A 19,232-nucleotide genomic window follows, 5' to 3' on the forward strand; every position below is an offset into this window, starting at 1 on the left:
CGCACAGTATTCTCTTGTTTTGTTGATTGTGAAGTTGTTGGGTCGGCGGTAACCTACTCTCCCACCCCCTCCCGGGGGCAGTACCATCGGCGCGGGCGGGCTTAGCTTCCGGGTTCGGAATGGGACCGGGCGTTTCCCCGCCGCCATCAACCACCGACACACCCAATGGGGCGTGCCGACCCACACACAAACCCGCGCACACACCGGCCTGGCCGGTCGGTGCGCACCTGTTTGATGTGGTGATGCGACAACACATATCCAATTAACCCAACCCCCGCAATCATGATCACAACAATCATGCTGCGTGTTCGGTTGGTGCGGCCTGCACCGGGTACACGCTCGTACCGTGGGGTGTGGTGTGTCAGACACTGCATAGTGGACGCGGCACACACAATAAAGTCGTGTGCTCAACATTGATCGTTTGTTTGGTTGCCCGTGTTTTTAGTCGGTGTATTAGTACCAGTCACCTCCGATGGTTACCCACCTTCCAGATCCGGCCTATCAACCCCATCGTCTCTAGGGAACCTCAACAGAAACCTCATCTTAAAACAGGCTTCCCGCTTAGATGCTTTCAGCGGTTATCCCTCCCGTACGTAGCCAACCAGCCATGCTCCTGGCGGAACAACTGGCACACCAGAGGTACGTCCGTCCCGGTCCTCTCGTACTAGGGACAGCCTTCTTCAAGTTTCAACGCGCGCGGCGGATAGAGACCGAACTGTCTCACGACGTTCTGAACCCAGCTCGCGTGCCGCTTTAATGGGCGAACAGCCCAACCCTTGGGACCTACTCCAGCCCCAGGATGCGACGAGCCGACATCGAGGTGCCAAACCATCCCGTCGATATGGACTCTTGGGGAAGATCAGCCTGTTATCCCCGGGGTACCTTTTATCCGTTGAGCGACACCACTTCCACACGTTGGTGCCGGATCACTAGTCCCGACTTTCGTCCCTGCTCGACACGTACGTCTCACAGTCAAGCCCCCTTGTGCACTTACACTCTTACACCTGATTGCCAACCAGGCTGAGGGAACCTTTGGGCGCCTCCGTTACTCTTTGGGAGGCAACCGCCCCAGTTAAACTACCCACCAGGCACTGTCCCCAACCCAGATCATGGGCCAAGGTTAAGGTATCCACTACGGTCAGAGTGGTATTTCAACAACGACTCCACCACCACTAGCGTGACAGCTTCACAGTCTCCCACCTATCCTACACAAACCGCACCGAACACCAATACCAAGCTATAGTGAAGGTCCCGGGGTCTTTTCGTCCTGCCGCGCGAAACGAGCATCTTTACTCGTACTGCAATTTCACCGGGCCTGTGGTTGAGACAGCAGGGGAGTCGTTACGCCATTCGTGCAGGTCGGAACTTACCCGACAAGGAATTTCGCTACCTTAGGATGGTTATAGTTACCACCGCCGTTTACTGGGGCTTAAATTCTCCGCTTCGGACACCAAAATGCCCTAACAGGTCCTCTTAACCTTCCAGCACCGGGCAGGCGTCAGTCCGTATACATCAACATCACGTTTTCGCACGGACCTGTGTTTTTGATAAACAGTCGCTCCCCTCTATTCTCTGCGACCACAACCAGCTCACAACCGTAAAAGTTGATCACCAACCATGGTCCCCCTTCTCCCGAAGTTACGGGGGTAATTTGCCGAGTTCCTTAACCACAGTTCACCCGACCGCCTTAGTATTCTCTACCTGACCACCTGTGTCGGTTTCGGGTACGGGCCGTACACACACTCGCTAGAGGCTTTTCTCGGCAGCACAGGATCACCCACATCACCCACAAGGGCTACGCATCACGCCTCACACACAATGAGTCCCGCATTTAACAAGGACTCGTGCCACACGCTTACACCACAATCCAATAAGTGGCTGGGCTACCTCACTGCGTCACCCCATCACTGGGCTACCACGACTCAGGCCCCACCGATTACCACCACACCACCCGCACAAGGCGGAACAGTGCGGCAACGCACAGCAGTTAGTATCACCGCTTCACCCTTTGACGCATGCACACGGGTACGGGAATATCAACCCGTTAACCATCGACTACGCCTGTCGGCCTCGCCTTAGGACCCGACTCACCCTGGGAAGACGAACTTGACCCAGGAACCCTTAGTCATCCGGCGGATAAGATTCTCACTTACCACTCGTTACTCATGCCTGCATTCTCACTCGTGCACAGTCCACAACCCCTCACGGTACTGCTTCACCCCATACACGACGCTCCCCTACCCACACACAAAAGCATGTGCCGCGGCTTCGGCGGTGTACTTGAGCCCCACTACATTGTCGGCGCGGAACCACTCGACCAGTGAGCTATTACGCACTCTTTCAAGGATGGCTGCTTCTAAGCCAACCTCCTGGCTGTCTTCGCGATCCCACATCCTTTTCCACTTAGTACACCCTTAGGGGCCTTAACCGGCGATCTGGGCTGTTTCCCTCTCGACTATGAAGCTTATCCCCCACAGTCTCACTGCCATGCACCACTTCAACCGGCATTCGGAGTTTGGCTGACATTGCTAAGATGATAGTCCCGCTCAACCAACCAGTAGCTCTACCTCCGGCAAGCACACATAACGCTGCACCTAAATGCATTTCGGGGAGAACCAGCTATCACGGAGTTTGATTGGCCTTTCACCCCTACCCACAACTCATCCCCTCAGTTTTCAACCTAAGTGGGTTCGCGCCTCCACAACCTCTTACAGCTGCTTCACACTGGCCATGGGTAGATCACCCCGCTTCGGGTCCAGGACATGCCACTTACAACACCCTGTTCGGATTCGCTTTCGCTACGGCTACCCCACCAGGGTTAACCTCGCGACATGCCGCTGACTCGCAGGCTCATTCTTCAAAAGGCACGCCATCACACACACGAGGTGCTCTGACGGATTGTAAGCGCACGGTTTCAGGAACTATTTCACTCCCCTCCCGGGGTACTTTTCACCATTCCCTCACGGTACTATCCACTATCGGTCACACTGAGTATTTAGGCTTACCGGGTGGTCCCGGCAGATTCACAGCAGATTCCACGAGCCCGCTGCTACTCGGGACACAATCCACCACACCACAATCATGCTTTCACGTACAGGGGCTCTCACCCACTCCGGCGCACCATCCCAAGTGACTTCCGCTAACACAACCATAAGCGCAGGCAAAGGTGGCAGCCCTTGCAACAAATCGCATCCCACAACCCCACACACGCAACCCCTGCCAGGTATCACACGCACATGGTTTAGCCTCATCCACGTTCGCTCGCCGCTACTAGCAGAATCATTATTATTTTCTTCTCCTACGGGTACTGAGATGTTTCACTTCCCCGCGTCACCCCCACACAAGCTATGAATTCACCTGCAGGTAACACCACACAACTGGTGCCAGGTTTCCCCATTCGGACATCCTCGGATCAACGCTTAGTTGGCAACTCCCCGAGGCATAACGCAGCCTCACACGTCCTTCATCGGCTCAGCATGCCAAGGCATCCACCGTACGCCCTACACAAAAAACACACACAAAAAACAAACACACACAAAAAATAAAGATGCTCGCGTCCACTATACAGTTCTCACACACCACACCCACCCCGCACAACCACAACCCCCCGAAAACACCCGGAAAGTCACAGCCACACACGGCAAGGCCACAAGGAAACAACACACGTGCTGCCCCAGAGACCCAACAGCATGCCAACACACCCACACTCGTTTCCTGCCTGCGGCCCACACGGACACACATCACAATGCGACACTCGCATAAGGCACTCACAACAGCCCATGCCGGTGCGCGTCCACCCGGACAATTTTTTAAAACATCAACAGTGGCAGCCACACACACGGCGACTCAACCACCACACCCACACCCCACACACAACCATGCGCACGGGGCAGGCACAAAACAATAAAGCTCCTTAGAAAGGAGGTGATCCAGCCGCACCTTCCGGTACGGCTACCTTGTTACGACTTCGTCCCAATCGCCGATCCCACCTTCGACAGCTCCCCCACAAGGATAGGCCACTGGCTTCGGGTGTTACCAACTTTCATGACGTGACGGGCGGTGTGTACAAGGCCCGGGAACGTATTCACCGCAGCATTGCTGATCTGCGATTACTAGCGACTCCGACTTCATGGGGTCGAGTTGCAGACCCCAATCCGAACTACGACCGGCTTTCAGCGATTAGCCCCACCTCACAGTGTCGCACACGCGTTGTACCGACCATTGTAGCATGTGTGAAGCCCTGGACATAAGGGGCATGATGATTTGACGTCATCCCCACCTTCCTCCGAGTTAACCCCGGCAGTCTCTCATGAGTCCCCACCACAACGTGCTGGCAACATAAGACAAGGGTTGCGCTCGTTGCGGGACTTAACCCAACATCTCACGACACGAGCTGACGACAACCATGCACCACCTGTACACCAGCCACAAAGGGAAACCGTATCTCTACAGCGATCTAGTGTATGTCAAGCCCAGGTAAGGTTCTTCGCGTTGCATCGAATTAATCCACATGCTCCGCCGCTTGTGCGGGCCCCCGTCAATTCCTTTGAGTTTTAGCCTTGCGGCCGTACTCCCCAGGCGGGGCGCTTAATGCGTTAGCTACGGCACGAACCCCGTGGAAGGGACTCACACCTAGCGCCCACCGTTTACGGCATGGACTACCAGGGTATCTAATCCTGTTCGCTACCCATGCTTTCGCTCCTCAGCGTCAGTTACTGCCCAGAGACCTGCCTTCGCCATCGGTGTTCCTCCTGATATCTGCGCATTTCACCGCTACACCAGGAATTCCAGTCTCCCCTACAGCACTCAAGTTATGCCCGTATCGCCTGCAGTCCCACAGTTAAGCCGTGGACTTACACAAACGACGCGACAAACCACCTACGAGCTCTTTACGCCCAGTAATTCCGGACAACGCTCGCACCCTACGTATTACCGCGGCTGCTGGCACGTAGTTAGCCGGTGCTTCTTATCCAGGTACCGTCACTTGCGCTTCGTCCCTGGCGAAAGGAGTTTACAACCCGAAGGCCGTCATCCCCCACGCGGCGTCGCTGCATCAGGCTTGCGCCCATTGTGCAATATTCCCCACTGCTGCCTCCCGTAGGAGTCTGGGCCGTATCTCAGTCCCAATGTGGCCGCACACCCTCTCAGGCCGGCTACCCGTCGACGCCTTGGTAGGCCATTACCCCACCAACAAGCTGATAGGCCGCGAGCTCATCCCATACCGCAAAAGCTTTCCAACCACACACCAACATGCAGCTCCTATCCGGTATTAGACCCAGTTTCCCAAGCTTATCCCGAAGTACAGGGCAGATCACCCACGTGTTACTCACCCGTTCGCCACTCGAGTACCAAAGCAAGCTTCGGCCTTTCCGTTCGACTTGCATGTGTTAAGCACGCCGCCAGCGTTCATCCTGAGCCAGGATCAAACTCTCCACAAAAACATTTCAGCAGAAACATCCAGGCGTGAAAAGCCCAAACCCAACCACAAACAAACCAACCACCACCCCCACACACAGCAAGGGCAATGAACTGGCCAATCCTAAAATTACCTACAAACACTGACCCCACAATCCGACGAGGAAAAACCAGGGCCAGCAAAAAAATGCGATCTGAAACAATCACACATCACGGTGAAACCACCAGCAATGCCGCCATCAAAGGTTCACGACACCACAACCGGCACACACCCACCCACACCCCACACAACGCAGAACATGAGCAGACACACCACAATGCACAACCACACAAACCACAAACAAAAAACAAAAGTACATTGGCACACTATCGAGTTCTCACACAACACACGCACACCCAAAACCAACCACGACAACAATCGCAGCCAATCAAAGGAAGCACCAGCGGTAGTTTTCCTGTCCGCCATCTCACCAGAACATCATCCGGCGGGGCGTTGTCGGTCTCGCTGACTCACACAAAGTTACACACCCCCACCACCAAACACAAACCCCCAGCACAACACACAAAAAGCTAGGGTTGTTGCTCGCGCGTAACAGTGGCGCCGAGGCGCCCCAGGTTCTCCAAGAAGTTCGGGTAGCCGCGGTCGATGTGGGAGACGTCGTGGACAGTCGTGACCCCCTCGGCAACGAGCCCCGCCAGAACGAGTCCCGCCCCGGCGCGGATGTCCGATGCCCACACGTCCGTGGAGGAAAGCGTGTTCACCCCGCGGAGCACCACGTGGTGCCCGTCAACGTTGGCGTCAGCGCCGAGGCGCAGCATCTCGTCGACGAAGCGGAACCTGGCCTCGAAGACGTTCTCCGTTATCACCGAGACTCCGTCGGCGATGGCGGAAATCCCGATCGCCATCGGCTGGAGGTCCGTCGGAAAGCCTGGGAACGGCAGCGTCTGGTAGTCGACGGCCTTGGGCCGCTTGTTTTGCCGCACCCTGAACCCGTTGTCGTAGGTTTCGATCTCCGCGCCCGCTGTCTTGAGCTTCGCCAGAGCGAGATGCAGGTGGCGCGGGGCGACCCCGCCCACCGTGATGTCCCCCTGCGTTATCGCGGCGGCGTATGCCCACGTTCCGGCGACGATGCGGTCTCCCACCACCACGTGCTCCGTCGGACGCAGCGCGTCCACGCCGTCGATGGTGATGGTGGAGGACCCCGCCCCGCTGATCCGCGCGCCCATGGAGTTGAGCATGTCGCACAGGTCGACGATTTCGGGCTCGCGGGCGGCGTTGTCCAGGGTGGTGCGGCCGTCGGCAAGCACTGCGGCGGTGACGATGTTTTCGGTCGCTCCCACCGAGGGGAAGTCGAGGGTGATTGCTGCCCCGGTGAGCTTTTCGGCCCGGGCGACCATCGCGCCGTGCTCTATGTGGGTTGTCGCCCCCAGCTTCTCCAACCCCGATTGATGCATGTCCAGGGGGCGCGAGCCGATTGCGTCGCCGCCGGGCAGCGCGACGTAGGCCTCCCTGCATCGGGCCACGAGCGGGCCGAGCACGGCGACCGACGCCCGGAACTGGCGCACCGCCTCGAAGTCGGCGTGGGGGGAAACGGCCGCAGGGGTCGTGATTGTTACGACGGAGCCGTCGATGGTGACGTCGCAGCCCAAACCGACGAGGACGTCCCGCATGAGCGGGACGTCGAGTATTTCGGGGCAGTTGTGCAGCGTGGTCGTGCCCTCGGCAAGCAGGGCGGCCGCCATGAGTTTCAGGACGCTGTTCTTGGCACCGTCGACACGCACCGCGCCCTCGAGCCGAGTACCACCGTGGACCAGAAAACGTTCTTTCACGCCCACAAGCGTACAGAATCCGCCTACGGCAGAGCGCCGATGCGGCGCGCTGCGTTGACCGCCTCGTAGCGTGTGTGCGCGCCCAGCTTGCGCATCACGCTGCGGAGATAGGACTTCACGGTTTCCGCGCCGATCCCCATCTCCTCCGCGGCCTCGACGTTGGTGTGGCCGAGCGCGACGCACGAGAGGACATCGATCTCGCGCGCGGACAGCTTTGTCGTCTGCTTGATCCGGACGGGCGAGACCATCTGGTCGCACAGCTGCTCGAGCTCCTTGCGCAGCTCCTCGTCCGCCACACGGTTAGCCAGCATGCGCAGCTTGGAATGGGTGGAGCGAACCTGCTCCCACTCGGCGCCATTCATGATGCGGCCCACCTTGGCCGCCCCCTTGCCGCCGTCCGCCTGACGCAGCGCGCTGCCGATCGCGAGATCCTGCTCGAGGCACCGCGCCGTGGTGGTGACCTCCTCGATCACCTTGTCCCCGAGACGCACGGGAGAGTGGACGCCCACGTACAGGACGCCGCGGATCTCGCGCTGCACAATCACCGGCACCGCGACAATGGAGTGCAGGCCCTCGTCCTGGATCTGCTTGTCGTACTCGTGGGAAATGACGTTGGCGCGAGTGTAATCCGAAATTCCGACGGCGCGGCGGGTTGTCACGACCCGCCCGCCGACGCCGGTGCCGGGCTCAATCACGAGATTCTGCAGCGCCGGCGTCCGCAGGCCGATCCACTGGGTAATCTGGAGCCGGTTATCCGCGAGCAGCGTCCCGTACATGGCCACCGGGATGCCAGTCGCTGTTTTCAACGCTGTGAGAGCGGCGCGGATGGCGTCGTCCTCGTCCCTGACCGTTTGCGCGTCCATAACATTCCTTACGGCCCCTCCCCGTGCGGGTTCACCCCTGTGGGTGTCCCCGCGGGGGGGAGGTTTCCAACCTCGGTTTGACGTTTAACCACGCTCAGCATATCGCACTTTTGGGGGTAACCAAATTTCGGCGACACCCACCGCGCGCGCATCTGTACCGCTCGGTTCACCTCAAAGAAACTGCTTTGTCTAGACATCGGGTGTATCGTGTGGGGTGTCCCTTTACATAAGCGGGGCTCACACCCGCCCACAACCCCGAAGATTATTCAAGGAGCACCAATGGCAAAGATTGCAAGCAACGTACTCGACCTCGTCGGCGGCACGCCGCTCGTTGAGCTGCAGCGCGTTTCCAAGGACACGGGCGCACGCGTCCTGGCCAAGCTGGAGTTCTACAACCCGGCCAACTCCGTCAAGGACCGCATCGGCAAGGCGATCGTGGAGGCCGCAGAGAAGTCCGGTGAGCTCAAGCCGGGCGGCACCATCGTCGAGGCAACCTCCGGCAACACCGGCATCGCCCTCGCTCTCGCGGGTGCGGCCAAGGGCTACAAGGTCATCTTGACCATGCCGGAGACCATGTCCGTTGAGCGCCGCGTCGTGCTGCGCGCCCTCGGCGCCCAGATCGAGCTGACCCCCGGCGCCGCCGGCATGAAGGGCGCCGTGGAGAAGGCCAACGAGATCGTCGAGCAGACCGAGAACGCCATCCTGGCCCGCCAGTTCGAGAACCAGGCCAACCCGCAGATCCACTACGACACCACGGGACCGGAGATCTGGAACGACACCGACGGCGAGATCGACATCCTCGTCGCCGGCGTGGGCACCGGCGGCACCATCTCCGGCGCCGGCAAATACCTCAAGGAACAGAAGCCCGACGTCAAGCTCGTTGCCGTTGAGCCTTCCGCCTCCCCGCTGCTGTCCAAGGGCGAGGCCGGCCCGCACAAGATCCAGGGCCTCGGCGCCAACTTCGTGCCCGGCACCCTCAACCGCGAGATCCTCGACGAGATCATCACCGTGTCCAACGAGGACGCCTTCGCAACCTCCCGCGAGCTGGCCCGCGAGGAGGGCATCCTCGGCGGCATCTCCACCGGCGCCAACCTGAAGGCCGCCCTCGAGGTCGCGTCCCGCCCGGAGAACGCCGGCAAGACGATCGTGTTCGTCGTCTGCGACTTCGGCGAGCGCTACATCTCCACCCCGCTTTTTGAGGACATCCGCGATTAATTTTCGCCGCCCGCTTGTCGACGCCCCCTGCTCACCGCTCCGGCCGAGTCCGGGGGCGTTGTTCGTTGGCGCCGGGCCTGCGCAGCGCTGATATGCTCTGACAGCATGATTGAGGTGCTGAGAACGATCTCACGAACTATCAAAGAAGATCTGGACAACGCCCGCCTGCACGACCCCGCCGCGCGCGGTGACGTCGAGAACGCGATCGTCTACTCCGGGCTGCACGCGATCTGGATTCACCGCGTCTGCCACCTCATGTGGGAGCGCGGCTGGAAGGGGCCGGCGCGCGTCCTCGCCCAGTTCAACCGGTTCCTCACCGGCATCGAGATCCACCCGGGGGCCACCATCGGCCGGCGCTTCTTTATTGACCACGGAATGGGCATCGTGATCGGGGAAACCGCCGAGATTGGCGACGGCGTGATGCTCTACCACGGGGTCACCCTCGGCGGCCAGGTGCTCACCCAGACGAAGCGCCACCCCACCATCGAGGACAACGTCACCATCGGCGCCGGCGCCAAGGTGCTCGGCCCGATCACGATCGGCGAAAATTCCGCCATCGGTGCGAACGCGGTGGTGACCAAGTCGGTCCCACCGCACTCCATCGCCACCGGGGTGCCCGCGAAGCACCGCAAGCGCATGAGCGACGAGAAAAAGCATCTCGTCGACCCCGACACCTACGTCGACCCCGGCTCCTACATTATTTAGCTACCAGTTAGCTACTGGGCCACGAGATCCTGGTAGTCCTCGTTCTTCGCCAGAAAGCGGGCGACGGCCGAGCACGTGGGGATGATCTTCTTGCCCTGCTCCCGCGTCTCATCCAGCGCCACCTGGATCAGCGGCGAGGACAGGCCCTGGCCGCGGTACTCAGGCAGGACCACGGTGTGGTTAAAGTCGCGCACATCGCCGCGCTCGCTAAACGCCGTGTACCCGGCCACCTGGCCGTCGACAAGTATCTCGTAGCGGCTCTGCGCCTCGTTGAGACGGACGTCGTTATTGGACTGATTATCGGACATGGAATCGTTCCTTTCATTCGATTGGTGTCCCACCACTCTAATGAAAAGCCAGCGACATAACACGAAACCCCTTCCACCGCACGGTGAAGGGGGTTGTGGTGTGGCCAGAGCCAGGATCGAACTGGCGACCCCACACTTTTCAGGCGTGTGCTCTACCGACTGAGCTATCTGGCCAGAACTGCTTTATAACAAAAGCTGTTCTGCGACCCTGACGGGACTTGAACCCGCGACCTCCGCCGTGACAGGGCGGCGCGCTAACCAACTGCGCCACAGGGCCAGATGTGAAATTTTCGCGCTTCTGCGGTGTTCCTTTCGGTGTTTTAACCGCATTGTGCACGATTTGTAACTCTACACAGAGCGCCGAATGAACTCCAAATCGCCAGTGCAGGGCGATTTTAGGGGGAAATGAGGAACGGTCAAGGCTTCCGTGAGAAAACCTTGACCGTTTCGTTTGCGACCCTGACGGGACTTGAACCCGCGACCTCCGCCGTGACAGGGCGGCGCGCTAACCAACTGCGCCACAGGGCCATATAGTTGTGTACGGAACTTGGTCCGCGTACCCCCAACGGGATTCGAACCCGTGTTGCCGCCGTGAAAGGGCGGAGTCCTAGGCCTCTAGACGATGGGGGCTAGACAGCCCGCTCATCATAAGCCAGCACCGGAACCTGGTACAAACCTGCAGGCCATGTAGAGTTTCGTTCATGACTACTCCCGCGCCCGAGCACAGCCACGGTTACAGCCACGACCGAGCCCGCTACTCCTCGCGTCTCAAGCGCATCGAGGGACAGGTTCGCGGCGTGCAACGCATGATTGAGGAGGACCAGTACTGCATCGACATCCTCACCCAGATCTCCGCCATCACCTCCGCGCTGGAAAACGTCGGGCTCTCGCTTCTCGACGAGCACCTGAAGCACTGCGTCGTCGGCGCCGTCAACAACGGGGACGTCGACGCTAAGGTGGAGGAGGCAATGAAGGCAATCAAGAGAATGGTGAAGAGCTGATGGCTGAAGCAAAGATTTACGACGCAGAACTCAACCCGAGCAAGGACGAGATTGCTTCCCGGTACTCCCCGATTGTCAACCAGCAGGGCTCCTACCGGGCCGTCGACCCAGACGGCAAGGTAGGCATCGAAATCCTCGTGGGCGAAGACAGCGAGGGCAATCTCGCCCAGCTCGGCCTGTCCTACCGCGAGGCGGGCCACGCTCTTGACGACGAGCTCACACCCCTGACCCACTCCGAGCTGGGCGAGCGATCCGTGGCGTACCTGACGGCGGATCCCGTTGCCGTGCGTGAGATCATCGCGCTGATTCTCACCGGCGGGCACGGGGCCGACTTCTCCTTCGGCGAACCGATTTTCGACGTGTACGGGACCGGCACGAACGCCGACGCCACGGTGACCAACGTGGACATCCAGGAGCACAACTCCTACACCGCCATCGGCGAGGCGGAGATCAACGGCGAGGAGAAGAAGTTTCAGCTGCGCCTGCAGAAGAGGGTGGTTGCCCAGCAGCAGTCCGGCGAGGGCGAGCTCGCGCTGGTCAAGGAGGGCAACGTCACCCTCATCCGACTCGAGCTCTGGCGCTAACGCACAATCGGAATCACGCGGGCCCGCGCTTCGGCGGTGGAGACGATCTCCTTGCCGAAGGGGAAGCAGGTTACCGGGATGAGCTTGATGTTCGCCCAGGCGAGCGGCAGGCCGATGACCGTGACGGCCTGCACGACGGCGGTACCGATGTGGCCGATGGCCAGCCACAGCCCGGCGATCACGAACCACACGGCGTTGCCTATCGTGCTCGCCGCCCCCGAGCGGACCTGCACCACTTCCCTACCGAACGGCCACAGCACGTAGCCGGCGATGCGGAAGGACGCCAACCCGAACGGGATGGTCACGATGAAGATGCACGCGATGATTCCCGCGAGCACGTAGCCGAGGAACAGCCAGATGCCGGCGGTGACAACCCAGATGACGTTGAGGACGAGACGTATGAGACCCATGCCTTAACGGTACCGCTTATTGTGGGCCCTCCGGGGCTCGAACCCGGGACCTGCGGATTAAAAGTCCGTAGCTCTACCAACTGAGCTAAAGGCCCGACGTACCCATGGTAGCGGGTTGGCCGCGCAGGTTTGAAATCGGGCGCGGAAACGTCGAACGCCCTGCTCCCGGCGGCGTTGAGCAGGGCGTCGACAAGCGGAGGCTCTAGCCTTCGACCTTCATGGTTCCGGTCTCGAGCGAGCGGAGGTGGAAGTCGAACGCGTGGCGCAGATCGTGCGGGGTCTGCTGGAACCTCGACTTCGCGGCCTGCTCGACGTACTCCTCGAGCAGCGGGCGGTACGACGGGTGGGCGATGGAGATCATCTTGGCCACGCGGTCCCGGGGAGCCAGGCCGCGCAGGTCGGCGACACCGTACTCGGTGACGAAGACCATCGCGTCGTGCTCGGTGTGGTCGACATGCGACACGAACGGCACAATGGCGGAAATGGCTCCGCCCTTCGCCTCCGACGGGGAGATGAACGAGGAGATGTAGGCGTTGCGCGTGAAGTCGCCGGAGCCACCGAGGGCGTTCATGAGGCGGGAGCCGTTGATGTGGGTCGAGTTGGCGTTGCCGTAGATGTCCGCCTCGATCATGCCGTTGGTGGCGATCAGACCGACGCGGCGGATGACCTCGGGGTGGTTGGAGATGGACTGCGGGCGCAGGATGATGGAGTCGCGGTAGCGCGACGCCTCGTTGTTCATCTTCTCCGCGTACTCCGGCGAAAGCGAGAAGGAGGTGGCGGAAGCGACGGTCATCTTGCCCGCGTCGATAAGGTCGACCATGCCGTCCTGGATGACCTCGGTGTAGGCCTGGATGTTCTCGAACTTCGACTCCATCAGGCCAGCCATCACGGCGTTGGGGACGTTGCCCACGCCCGACTGCATGACGTAGCCGTCGTACGTGAGGCGGCCGGCCGTGACCTCGCTCTCCAGGAAGTCGAGGAAGTGCCCTGCGATCTGCTCGGACACCTCGTCGGGGGCCTTGAAGGGGGCGTTGCGGTCGGGGGCGTCGGTTTCCACGATCGCGACGACCTTGGAGGGGTCGATCTCGATATAGGGGCTGCCGATGCGGTCGCCGGCCTTCGTGATCGGGACCGGGATGCGGTTCGGCAGCGGCGGCACGAGCCAGATGTCGTGCATGCCCTCGAGCTCCTCGGACTGCCAGGAGTTGACCTCGATGATGATCTTCTTCGCGGCGTTGACGAACTCCACCGAGTTGCCCACGGACGAGGACGGGACGATGTGGCCGTCCTCGGTGATGCGCACGGCCTCGACGATGGCAACGTCCAGGTCGCCGAAGAAGCCCTGCTCCACCATCATGCCGGAATGGGAGAGGTGGATATCCTGGAACTTCATTGCGCCGCTGTTGATCTTGTTGCGCATCTGCGGATCGGACTGGTACGGCATGCGGTAGCGCAGCGCGTCGGCCTCGGCGAGCACGCCGTCGCACTCGGGGGCGGTGGAAGCGCCGGTGAACAGGTCGATGCTGTAGTCCTGGCCCTTGCCGTGGGCCTGGGTGGCCTTTTCGGCGATGGCGCCCGGCAGCGCCTTGGGGTAGCCGGCTCCGGTGAAGCCGGACATGCCTACCTTGTCGCCGTGGTTGACAAACTGTACGGCCTCCTGCGCGGACATAACCTTGTCGCGCAGCTGCGCGTGGGCGATACGATCGCTCATCCTCAAATCCCTCACTAATGTTTGTTGGCGTATACACCCCCACCATATGGGGAGTGCGGTCACGATGCCAGACCCTTGTTTTGGTCGCCTAAATTTTACAGCAATAGGCACCGCCAACGATTCCAAACTCGCGACAAACCACCTAATAATTGGACTGCCGCCACCCCCGCGTGGACAATGGTGGCTACTATGACTCAGGTACTTTCGACGCCGGCCGCCCCCGCGAGCCCGGCGCGACCAACCCGGCTCCGCATTGGGGGATACGACCTCGACTCCCCCGTCCTCCTCGCACCGATGGCCGGGGTGACCAACATGCCTTTCCGCGTCCTGTGCCGCGAGATTGAGCAGGAACTCACCGGCACCACCTCCGGCCTCTACGTGTGCGAGATGATCACCGCCAGAGCGCTGGTCGAGCGCAACGAGAAGACACTCCACATGACAACCTTCGCGGAGGTGGAAAAGCCGCGGTCCATGCAGCTCTACACCGTCGATCCGAAGTTCACGTACGAGGCCGTGCGGATGATCGTGGAGGAGGACATCGCCGACCACATCGACATGAACTTCGGGTGTCCCGTGCCCAAAGTCACCCGCCGGGGCGGCGGCTCCGCCATCCCGTACAAGCGGCGTCTCTACGGCAACATCGTCTCTGCCGCCGTCCGCGCCGCCGAGGGCTCCGGGATTCCGATCACGGTGAAGTTCCGCATCGGCATTGACGACGCCCACCGCACGCACCTAGACGCCGGCCGCATCGCCGCCGAGGAGGGTGCGGCCGCCGTCGCCCTGCACGCCCGCACTGCCGACCAGCGCTACTCGGGCCAGGCGGACTGGTCCGAGATCGCCCGACTTGTCGTGCACATGGACGGCACCGGGGTCCCCGTCATCGGCAACGGCGATATCTTCGCCGCCGCGGACGCAGCGAGGATGCTGGACACCACCGGCTGCCACGGTGTGGAGATCGGCCGCGGATGCCTCGGGCGCCCGTGGCTGTTCGCGCAGATCGGGGCGCAGCTGCGCGGCGAGCCGATTCCGCCTGAGCCGACCCTCGGCGAGGTCGCCCGCATCATCTACCGCCACGCCGAGCTACTTGCACTTCACGACGGCGAGGAGCACGCGTGCCGGGACATCCGCAAACATACCGGCTGGTACCTGCGCGGCTTCCCCGTCGGGGGCGAGTTCCGGAAGGACCTCGCGCGCGTCGAAACGCTCGCGCAGCTGTCCCGGCTGCTGGACGGAATCGCGGATTCGAGCGCCGTGGCCGAGCACGCCGACGACGCCCGCGGCCGGCAAGGGTCCTCCTCCAAGGTTGCGCTCCCCGATGGCTGGCTCGACGACCCCGAAGACGACACCGTGCCCGAGGGCGCCGAGGTGGATAGCAACGGCGGATAGGCCCGAGCCCTGCCCCATCCTTGTAAAATGCCATCCATGCGGACTATTTACCGGGAGCACCTCGATGCATTTTCGCGCGACCTGATTGAGATGTGCCAGAACGTCCGCACACTGATGGACGACGCCACCATCGCCCTGCTGACCCAGAGCCTTGACCACGCAGAGCACGCTTTGTCGAGCTCGGACGGGTTGGACGTGATCAGGCAACGCTGCGAAACCAGGAGCATGCAGCTGCTCGCCCTGGAGAGCCCCGTGGCCTCCGACCTGCGACAAGTCGTGTCCTCGATCTACATCGTGGAGGATTTCGAGCGGATGGGGGCACTGGCCACCCACATTGCCAAGCTGGCGCGGCTGCGCCATCCCAGCCCGGTGGTCCCGGAGCCGATGGTGGTGCTCGTGGAGGAGCTGGTGAGACTGAGCCGGGAGCTCGGGTCCCAGACGGAGGGGCTGCTCTCCGACCCCGACCCGGATGCGGCCGTGACGTTGCGCGACGCCGACGATGAGGTCGACACAATGACCAGCTACATCCTCAACCTCACCACAAACCGCCAGTGGGAGCACTCCGCCCGGGAGGCTGTTGATCTGGCGCTGCTGTGCCGCTATTTCGAGCGCTACTCCGACCATTGCGTCAACGTCGCGGCCCGCACCGTCTTCCTCGTCACCGGGATGAAGCCCGACGCGTACCTGGAACACCGCCGCTCGGGCAACGGGTTCGACATGGACGAGCGCTTCGCCGTCATCGCCCGGCGTTTCGACCAACGCAGGAACGGCTAAACCCCGGCCCCCACAAACGAGGGGCCGGGGTCAAGATACCCGCGGGGGGACCGTTTAGCCGAAGCGGCCGGCGATGTAGTCTTCGGTTTCCTTGCGCTCGGGGTTCTCGAAGATCGTGGTCGTGTCGTTGAACTCGATGAGCTGCCCCGGCTTACCGGTTGCTTCCAGCGAGAAGAAGGCGGTCTTGTCAGACACGCGCGCCGCCTGCTGCATGTTGTGCGTCACGATGACGATGGTGAACTGCTCCTTCAGCTCGTGGATCAGATCCTCCACTGCGAGGGTGGAAATCGGGTCGAGGGCGGAGCAGGGCTCATCCATCAGCAGCACCTCGGGGCGAACCGCGATCGCGCGGGCGATGCAGAGACGCTGCTGCTGGCCGCCGGACAGCCCGCCGCCGGGCTTATCCAGACGGTCCTTGACCTCTTCCCACAGGTTGGCGCCGCGCAGGGACTCTTCCGCGACCTCCTTCAGCTTCTTCCGGTCGCGCTCGCCGGAGAGCTTCAGCCCGGCCACGACGTTGTCCTCGATGGACATGGTCGGGAACGGGTTGGCCTTTTGGAACACCATGCCCACGGTGTTGCGCACCGACACGGGGTCGATGTTCTTGCCGTAGATGTTGTTGCCGTCAAGCAGGATCTCACCGTCGACGGTGGCGTTCGGGATGACCTCGTGCATGCGGTTGAGGGTGCGCAGCACGGTGGACTTGCCGCAGCCGGACGGGCCGATGAAGGCGGTCACGGCCTGGGCGGGGATGTTCATGTTGACGTTCTGCACGGCGTGGAAGTCGCCGTAGTAGATGTTGACGTCGTTGAGGACGAGCTTAGACATCAGATTTCTCCTGGATGTAGTGGATTCGGGTTGGCGACGTGGTTACTTCTTCACCGAGAACTTGGACGCGATGAAGCGAGCGACGAGGTTGAGGGCGACAACCATGAGGACGAGTGTGAGCGCTGCGCCCCACAGACGGTCGTTCGCGGGGCCCGTGGCGCCGGACTTCCACATGTCGAGCATGAACAGCGGCAGAGAGGACTGCGGCTGATCGAACATGCCGAGCCAGTTGGTCACCGGGGTCGAGCCGACGAGGATCAGCACCGGGGCGGACTCGCCCATGACGCGGGCGATGGCGAGCATGACGCCGGTGACGATGCCGGAAAGGGCAGTCGGCAGCACGATGCGGGCGATCGTCTTCCACTTGGGCACGCCCAGGGCGTAGGACGCCTCGCGCAGGTCCATGGGCACGACCCGGAGCATCTCCTCCGTGTTGCGGACGACGATGGGAACCATGAGCAGGATGAGCGCCAGGGACACAGCGAAACCTGAGCGCTGCTGGCCCAGGACCGTGATCCAGAGGGCGTAGATGAACAGCGCGGCGACGATCGAGGGCACGCCGGAGAGGATATCGACCATGAAGGTGGTCAGTTTGCCCAGGCGGTTGCCGTTGGAATACTCCACCAGGTAGATCGCGGTGAAGATGCCCACCGGGATGGAGAAGATGGACGCGACCAGCGTCTGCATGATGGTGCCGGCGATCGCGTGGAGCGCGCCACCGCCTTCGCTTCGGTTGCGGACACCGAGCATGTCCTCGGTCCACCAGCTGGCGTCAAACACGGCACCAGCGCCGCGGGAGAGCACGGTGAACAGCAGCCAGAGCAGCGGGATCAGCGCGATCAGCATGCACGCCCACATCAGCAGACCCATGACGGTGTTGGTGGTCTTGCGGCTGCTGGAGATGTCGGAGAAGGGGCTCGTGTTGCTGTTGGCCGCCTCATCTGCGGATCCGCCGGGGCGGACTGCGGTTGCCGTGGAGTTCCGGCTAGAGCCGTTGTTTGGTACTGCGGTACTCATTGTGGTCTCTGCCTCCTATTTCTTGTTGACGATCGCGCGGGCGATCGAGTTGACGACAAAGGTCAAGACGAACAGCACCAAACCTGCGGCAATGTACGCGCCGGCACTGGTCGGGTTGTTGAACTCGGCGGAGGCGTTCGCGATATGGGTTGCAAACGTCGAACCGCCGTCGAAAAGCGAGCCGCGGTACAGCGGCGACGGCGAGACCACCATGTAGAGCGCCATCGTCTCACCGAGCGCGCGGCCCAGGCCGAGCATGGAGCCGGCGATGTAGCCGGACATGCCGAACGGAATCACCGTCATGCGGATGACTTCCCACCGGGTGGCGCCGAGGGCGAGGGCGGCCTCGATCTGGCCGGGAGGCGTCTGGACAAACACCTCGCGCGCGGTGGCGGCGATGACCGGCAGAATCATGATCGCCAGCACGATGCCGCCGGTGAGCATGTTGCGCCCCGTGTAGTAGGAGGGCGTGTTGGGGTACACGGCAAAGAGGAAGAAATCGCCCGCCCAGGAGTGGATCCAGTTGTAGAAGCGTCCCAAGAAGGGGCCAAGCACCTGAGCACCCCAGAGGCCGTACACGATCGACGGCACGGCCGCGAGCATGTCGACAAGCGTTCCCAGCGGCCGCACCAGGTTCTTCGGTGCGTAGTTGGACAGGAACAGCGCGATGCCGAGTGCGACCGGCATGGCGAGGATCAGGGCGATCAGCGAGATCGTCACCGTGGAGAAGAACAGGTTCGGGATGCCGAACTGCATCGCGTCCAGGTTCGCGGTCTGCCACGGACCCCTGTAGGTGAAGAAGCCGATCAGGCCACCCTCATTCCGGGCCAGCGGGGGGATGGCCTGGAGCAGAAGGAAGAGGCCGATGGCCGCGATGATGATGGTGATCAGAGCCGCGGATGCGGTGGAGAAGAACTGGAAAATGCGGTCGCCCGGGCGGATCACGCCAGCGCCGGTGGACACACGCCCGGCAACCGGGGTGCCTTCCGTCGCCGGATCCTGGCCCTTGGACACAGGGGTGCCCGTGGACCCCGGGATGACGGGCTCAGACTTGGTGGCGGGTCCAGCGCCGCGGTCGTCATGCTCGGTAGCAGGCAGTTCGTTGTCAGCCATGTTCACGAATCCTTTAATTGAAATATCATAATGGAGAAGTATCCCTCACCAATAAAACCTTTTGGACACGCT

14 protein-coding genes, 5 tRNA genes and 3 rRNA genes are annotated in these 19,232 nt (G+C 61.6%); 6 read left to right on the forward strand and 16 right to left on the reverse strand.

Features of this window, described 5'->3' with window-relative positions; genetic code table 11:
• Window positions 1-40: 40 nt before the first annotated feature.
• From rrf to ramA, 5 genes are all read right to left on the reverse strand, one after another.
• Window positions 41-158 (reverse strand): 5S ribosomal RNA (gene rrf / locus BLS40_RS05980).
• Window positions 159-433: 275 nt separating this feature from the next.
• Window positions 434-3,515 (reverse strand): 23S ribosomal RNA (locus tag BLS40_RS05985).
• Between the two features lie 402 nt (window positions 3,516-3,917).
• Window positions 3,918-5,438 (reverse strand): 16S ribosomal RNA (locus BLS40_RS05990).
• The 16S, 23S and 5S rRNA genes sit together here, the layout of an rRNA operon.
• Window positions 5,439-5,985: 547 nt before the next feature.
• Entirely contained in the window at window positions 5,986-7,245 is a 1,260-nt protein-coding gene (gene murA, locus BLS40_RS05995) for a UDP-N-acetylglucosamine 1-carboxyvinyltransferase (RefSeq protein WP_092152202.1), read from the reverse strand.
• A gap of 23 nt (window positions 7,246-7,268) precedes the next feature.
• The gene (ramA, locus tag BLS40_RS06000; RefSeq protein ID WP_092150046.1) at window positions 7,269-8,108 is read right to left on the reverse strand and encodes an acetate metabolism transcriptional regulator RamA; all 840 of its coding nucleotides are present in this window, start codon (window positions 8,106-8,108) and stop codon (window positions 7,269-7,271) included.
• Window positions 8,109-8,387: 279 nt separating this feature from the next.
• Between ramA and cysK the strand changes: the two genes are divergently transcribed.
• The gene (gene cysK, locus BLS40_RS06005) at window positions 8,388-9,323 is read left to right on the forward strand and encodes a cysteine synthase A (RefSeq protein ID WP_092150049.1); all 936 of its coding nucleotides are present in this window, start codon (window positions 8,388-8,390) and stop codon (window positions 9,321-9,323) included.
• Between the two features lie 105 nt (window positions 9,324-9,428).
• Entirely contained in the window at window positions 9,429-10,028 is a 600-nt protein-coding gene (gene epsC / locus BLS40_RS06010; protein WP_092150052.1) for a serine O-acetyltransferase EpsC, read from the forward strand.
• An 11-nt stretch (window positions 10,029-10,039) separates the two neighbouring features.
• Here epsC and BLS40_RS06015 read toward each other — a convergent pair whose 3' ends face one another.
• From BLS40_RS06015 to BLS40_RS06035, 5 genes are all read right to left on the reverse strand, one after another.
• On the reverse strand, window positions 10,040-10,336 hold the full coding sequence (locus tag BLS40_RS06015; RefSeq protein WP_092150056.1) for a GNAT family N-acetyltransferase: 297 nt from the start codon (window positions 10,334-10,336) through the stop codon (window positions 10,040-10,042).
• A gap of 101 nt (window positions 10,337-10,437) precedes the next feature.
• Window positions 10,438-10,510 (reverse strand) — tRNA-Phe (locus BLS40_RS06020).
• A 29-nt stretch (window positions 10,511-10,539) separates the two neighbouring features.
• Window positions 10,540-10,613: transfer RNA gene (locus BLS40_RS06025), tRNA-Asp, on the reverse strand.
• 177 nt (window positions 10,614-10,790) lie between these two features.
• Window positions 10,791-10,864: transfer RNA gene (locus BLS40_RS06030), tRNA-Asp, on the reverse strand.
• A 29-nt stretch (window positions 10,865-10,893) separates the two neighbouring features.
• A tRNA-Glu gene (locus BLS40_RS06035) sits at window positions 10,894-10,966 on the reverse strand.
• A gap of 71 nt (window positions 10,967-11,037) precedes the next feature.
• On the opposite strand from BLS40_RS06035, the gene BLS40_RS06040 reads away from it, so the two are divergent.
• Window positions 11,038-11,337, forward strand: a complete 300-nt coding sequence (locus BLS40_RS06040) for a metal-sensitive transcriptional regulator (protein WP_092150059.1) — start codon at window positions 11,038-11,040, stop codon at window positions 11,335-11,337.
• On the forward strand, window positions 11,337-11,921 hold the full coding sequence (locus tag BLS40_RS06045; RefSeq protein ID WP_092150062.1) for a CG0192 family protein: 585 nt from the start codon (window positions 11,337-11,339) through the stop codon (window positions 11,919-11,921). Before BLS40_RS06040 ends, BLS40_RS06045 begins: the two co-directional genes overlap by 1 nt.
• Here BLS40_RS06045 and BLS40_RS06050 read toward each other — a convergent pair.
• The 3 genes from BLS40_RS06050 to BLS40_RS06060 form a co-directional block, all read right to left on the reverse strand.
• Entirely contained in the window at window positions 11,918-12,331 is a 414-nt protein-coding gene (locus tag BLS40_RS06050; RefSeq protein WP_092150065.1) for a YccF domain-containing protein, read from the reverse strand. The two genes, BLS40_RS06045 and BLS40_RS06050, sit on opposite strands and share 4 nt — an antisense overlap.
• Before the next feature lie 22 nt (window positions 12,332-12,353).
• A tRNA-Lys gene (locus BLS40_RS06055) sits at window positions 12,354-12,426 on the reverse strand.
• Between the two features lie 107 nt (window positions 12,427-12,533).
• Complete coding sequence (locus BLS40_RS06060; RefSeq protein ID WP_092150068.1) at window positions 12,534-14,042, reverse strand: acetyl-CoA hydrolase/transferase family protein; 1,509 nt, start codon at window positions 14,040-14,042, stop codon at window positions 12,534-12,536.
• Between the two features lie 189 nt (window positions 14,043-14,231).
• Between BLS40_RS06060 and dusB the strand changes: the two genes are divergently transcribed.
• Both dusB and BLS40_RS06070 read left to right on the forward strand, forming a co-directional pair.
• Window positions 14,232-15,428, forward strand: a complete 1,197-nt coding sequence (gene dusB / locus BLS40_RS06065; RefSeq protein WP_231908397.1) for a tRNA dihydrouridine synthase DusB — start codon at window positions 14,232-14,234, stop codon at window positions 15,426-15,428.
• 36 nt (window positions 15,429-15,464) lie between these two features.
• On the forward strand, window positions 15,465-16,202 hold the full coding sequence (locus BLS40_RS06070; protein WP_092150074.1) for a phosphate signaling complex PhoU family protein: 738 nt from the start codon (window positions 15,465-15,467) through the stop codon (window positions 16,200-16,202).
• A gap of 54 nt (window positions 16,203-16,256) precedes the next feature.
• Here BLS40_RS06070 and pstB read toward each other — a convergent pair whose 3' ends face one another.
• From pstB to pstC, 3 genes are read right to left on the reverse strand one after another with little or no spacing between them, the layout of a single operon-like run.
• The gene (gene pstB / locus BLS40_RS06075) at window positions 16,257-17,030 is read right to left on the reverse strand and encodes a phosphate ABC transporter ATP-binding protein PstB (RefSeq protein WP_092150077.1); all 774 of its coding nucleotides are present in this window, start codon (window positions 17,028-17,030) and stop codon (window positions 16,257-16,259) included.
• Window positions 17,031-17,072: 42 nt separating this feature from the next.
• A complete protein-coding gene (gene pstA, locus BLS40_RS06080; protein WP_197672612.1) occupies window positions 17,073-18,047 on the reverse strand; it encodes a phosphate ABC transporter permease PstA in 975 nt (324 codons plus the stop codon).
• 15 nt (window positions 18,048-18,062) lie between these two features.
• Entirely contained in the window at window positions 18,063-19,160 is a 1,098-nt protein-coding gene (gene pstC / locus BLS40_RS06085; protein WP_092150080.1) for a phosphate ABC transporter permease subunit PstC, read from the reverse strand.
• Between the last annotated feature and the right edge of the window lie 72 nt (window positions 19,161-19,232).

The sequence above is a fragment of the Corynebacterium mycetoides genome, assembly GCF_900103625.1.
In the GTDB taxonomy this organism is placed as follows: Bacteria; Actinomycetota; Actinomycetes; order Mycobacteriales; family Mycobacteriaceae; genus Corynebacterium; species Corynebacterium mycetoides.

Excerpts from the sequence above, each read along its gene's own strand:
- ramA (WP_092150046.1), bottom strand. The coding sequence starts at position 8,108 with ATGGACGCGCAAACGGTCAGGGACGAGGACGACGCCATCCGCGCCGCT.
- cysK (WP_092150049.1), top strand. The coding sequence starts at position 8,388 with ATGGCAAAGATTGCAAGCAACGTACTCGACCTCGTCGGCGGCACGCCG.
- epsC (WP_092150052.1), top strand. The coding sequence starts at position 9,429 with ATGATTGAGGTGCTGAGAACGATCTCACGAACTATCAAAGAAGATCTG.
- BLS40_RS06015 (WP_092150056.1), bottom strand. The coding sequence starts at position 10,336 with ATGTCCGATAATCAGTCCAATAACGACGTCCGTCTCAACGAGGCGCAG.
- BLS40_RS06040 (WP_092150059.1), top strand. The coding sequence starts at position 11,038 with ATGACTACTCCCGCGCCCGAGCACAGCCACGGTTACAGCCACGACCGA.
- BLS40_RS06045 (WP_092150062.1), top strand. The coding sequence starts at position 11,337 with ATGGCTGAAGCAAAGATTTACGACGCAGAACTCAACCCGAGCAAGGAC.
- BLS40_RS06050 (WP_092150065.1), bottom strand. The coding sequence starts at position 12,331 with ATGGGTCTCATACGTCTCGTCCTCAACGTCATCTGGGTTGTCACCGCC.
- BLS40_RS06060 (WP_092150068.1), bottom strand. The coding sequence starts at position 14,042 with ATGAGCGATCGTATCGCCCACGCGCAGCTGCGCGACAAGGTTATGTCC.
- dusB (WP_231908397.1), top strand. The coding sequence starts at position 14,232 with ATGACTCAGGTACTTTCGACGCCGGCCGCCCCCGCGAGCCCGGCGCGA.
- BLS40_RS06070 (WP_092150074.1), top strand. The coding sequence starts at position 15,465 with ATGCGGACTATTTACCGGGAGCACCTCGATGCATTTTCGCGCGACCTG.
- pstB (WP_092150077.1), bottom strand. The coding sequence starts at position 17,030 with ATGTCTAAGCTCGTCCTCAACGACGTCAACATCTACTACGGCGACTTC.
- pstA (WP_197672612.1), bottom strand. The coding sequence starts at position 18,047 with ATGAGTACCGCAGTACCAAACAACGGCTCTAGCCGGAACTCCACGGCA.
- pstC (WP_092150080.1), bottom strand. The coding sequence starts at position 19,160 with ATGGCTGACAACGAACTGCCTGCTACCGAGCATGACGACCGCGGCGCT.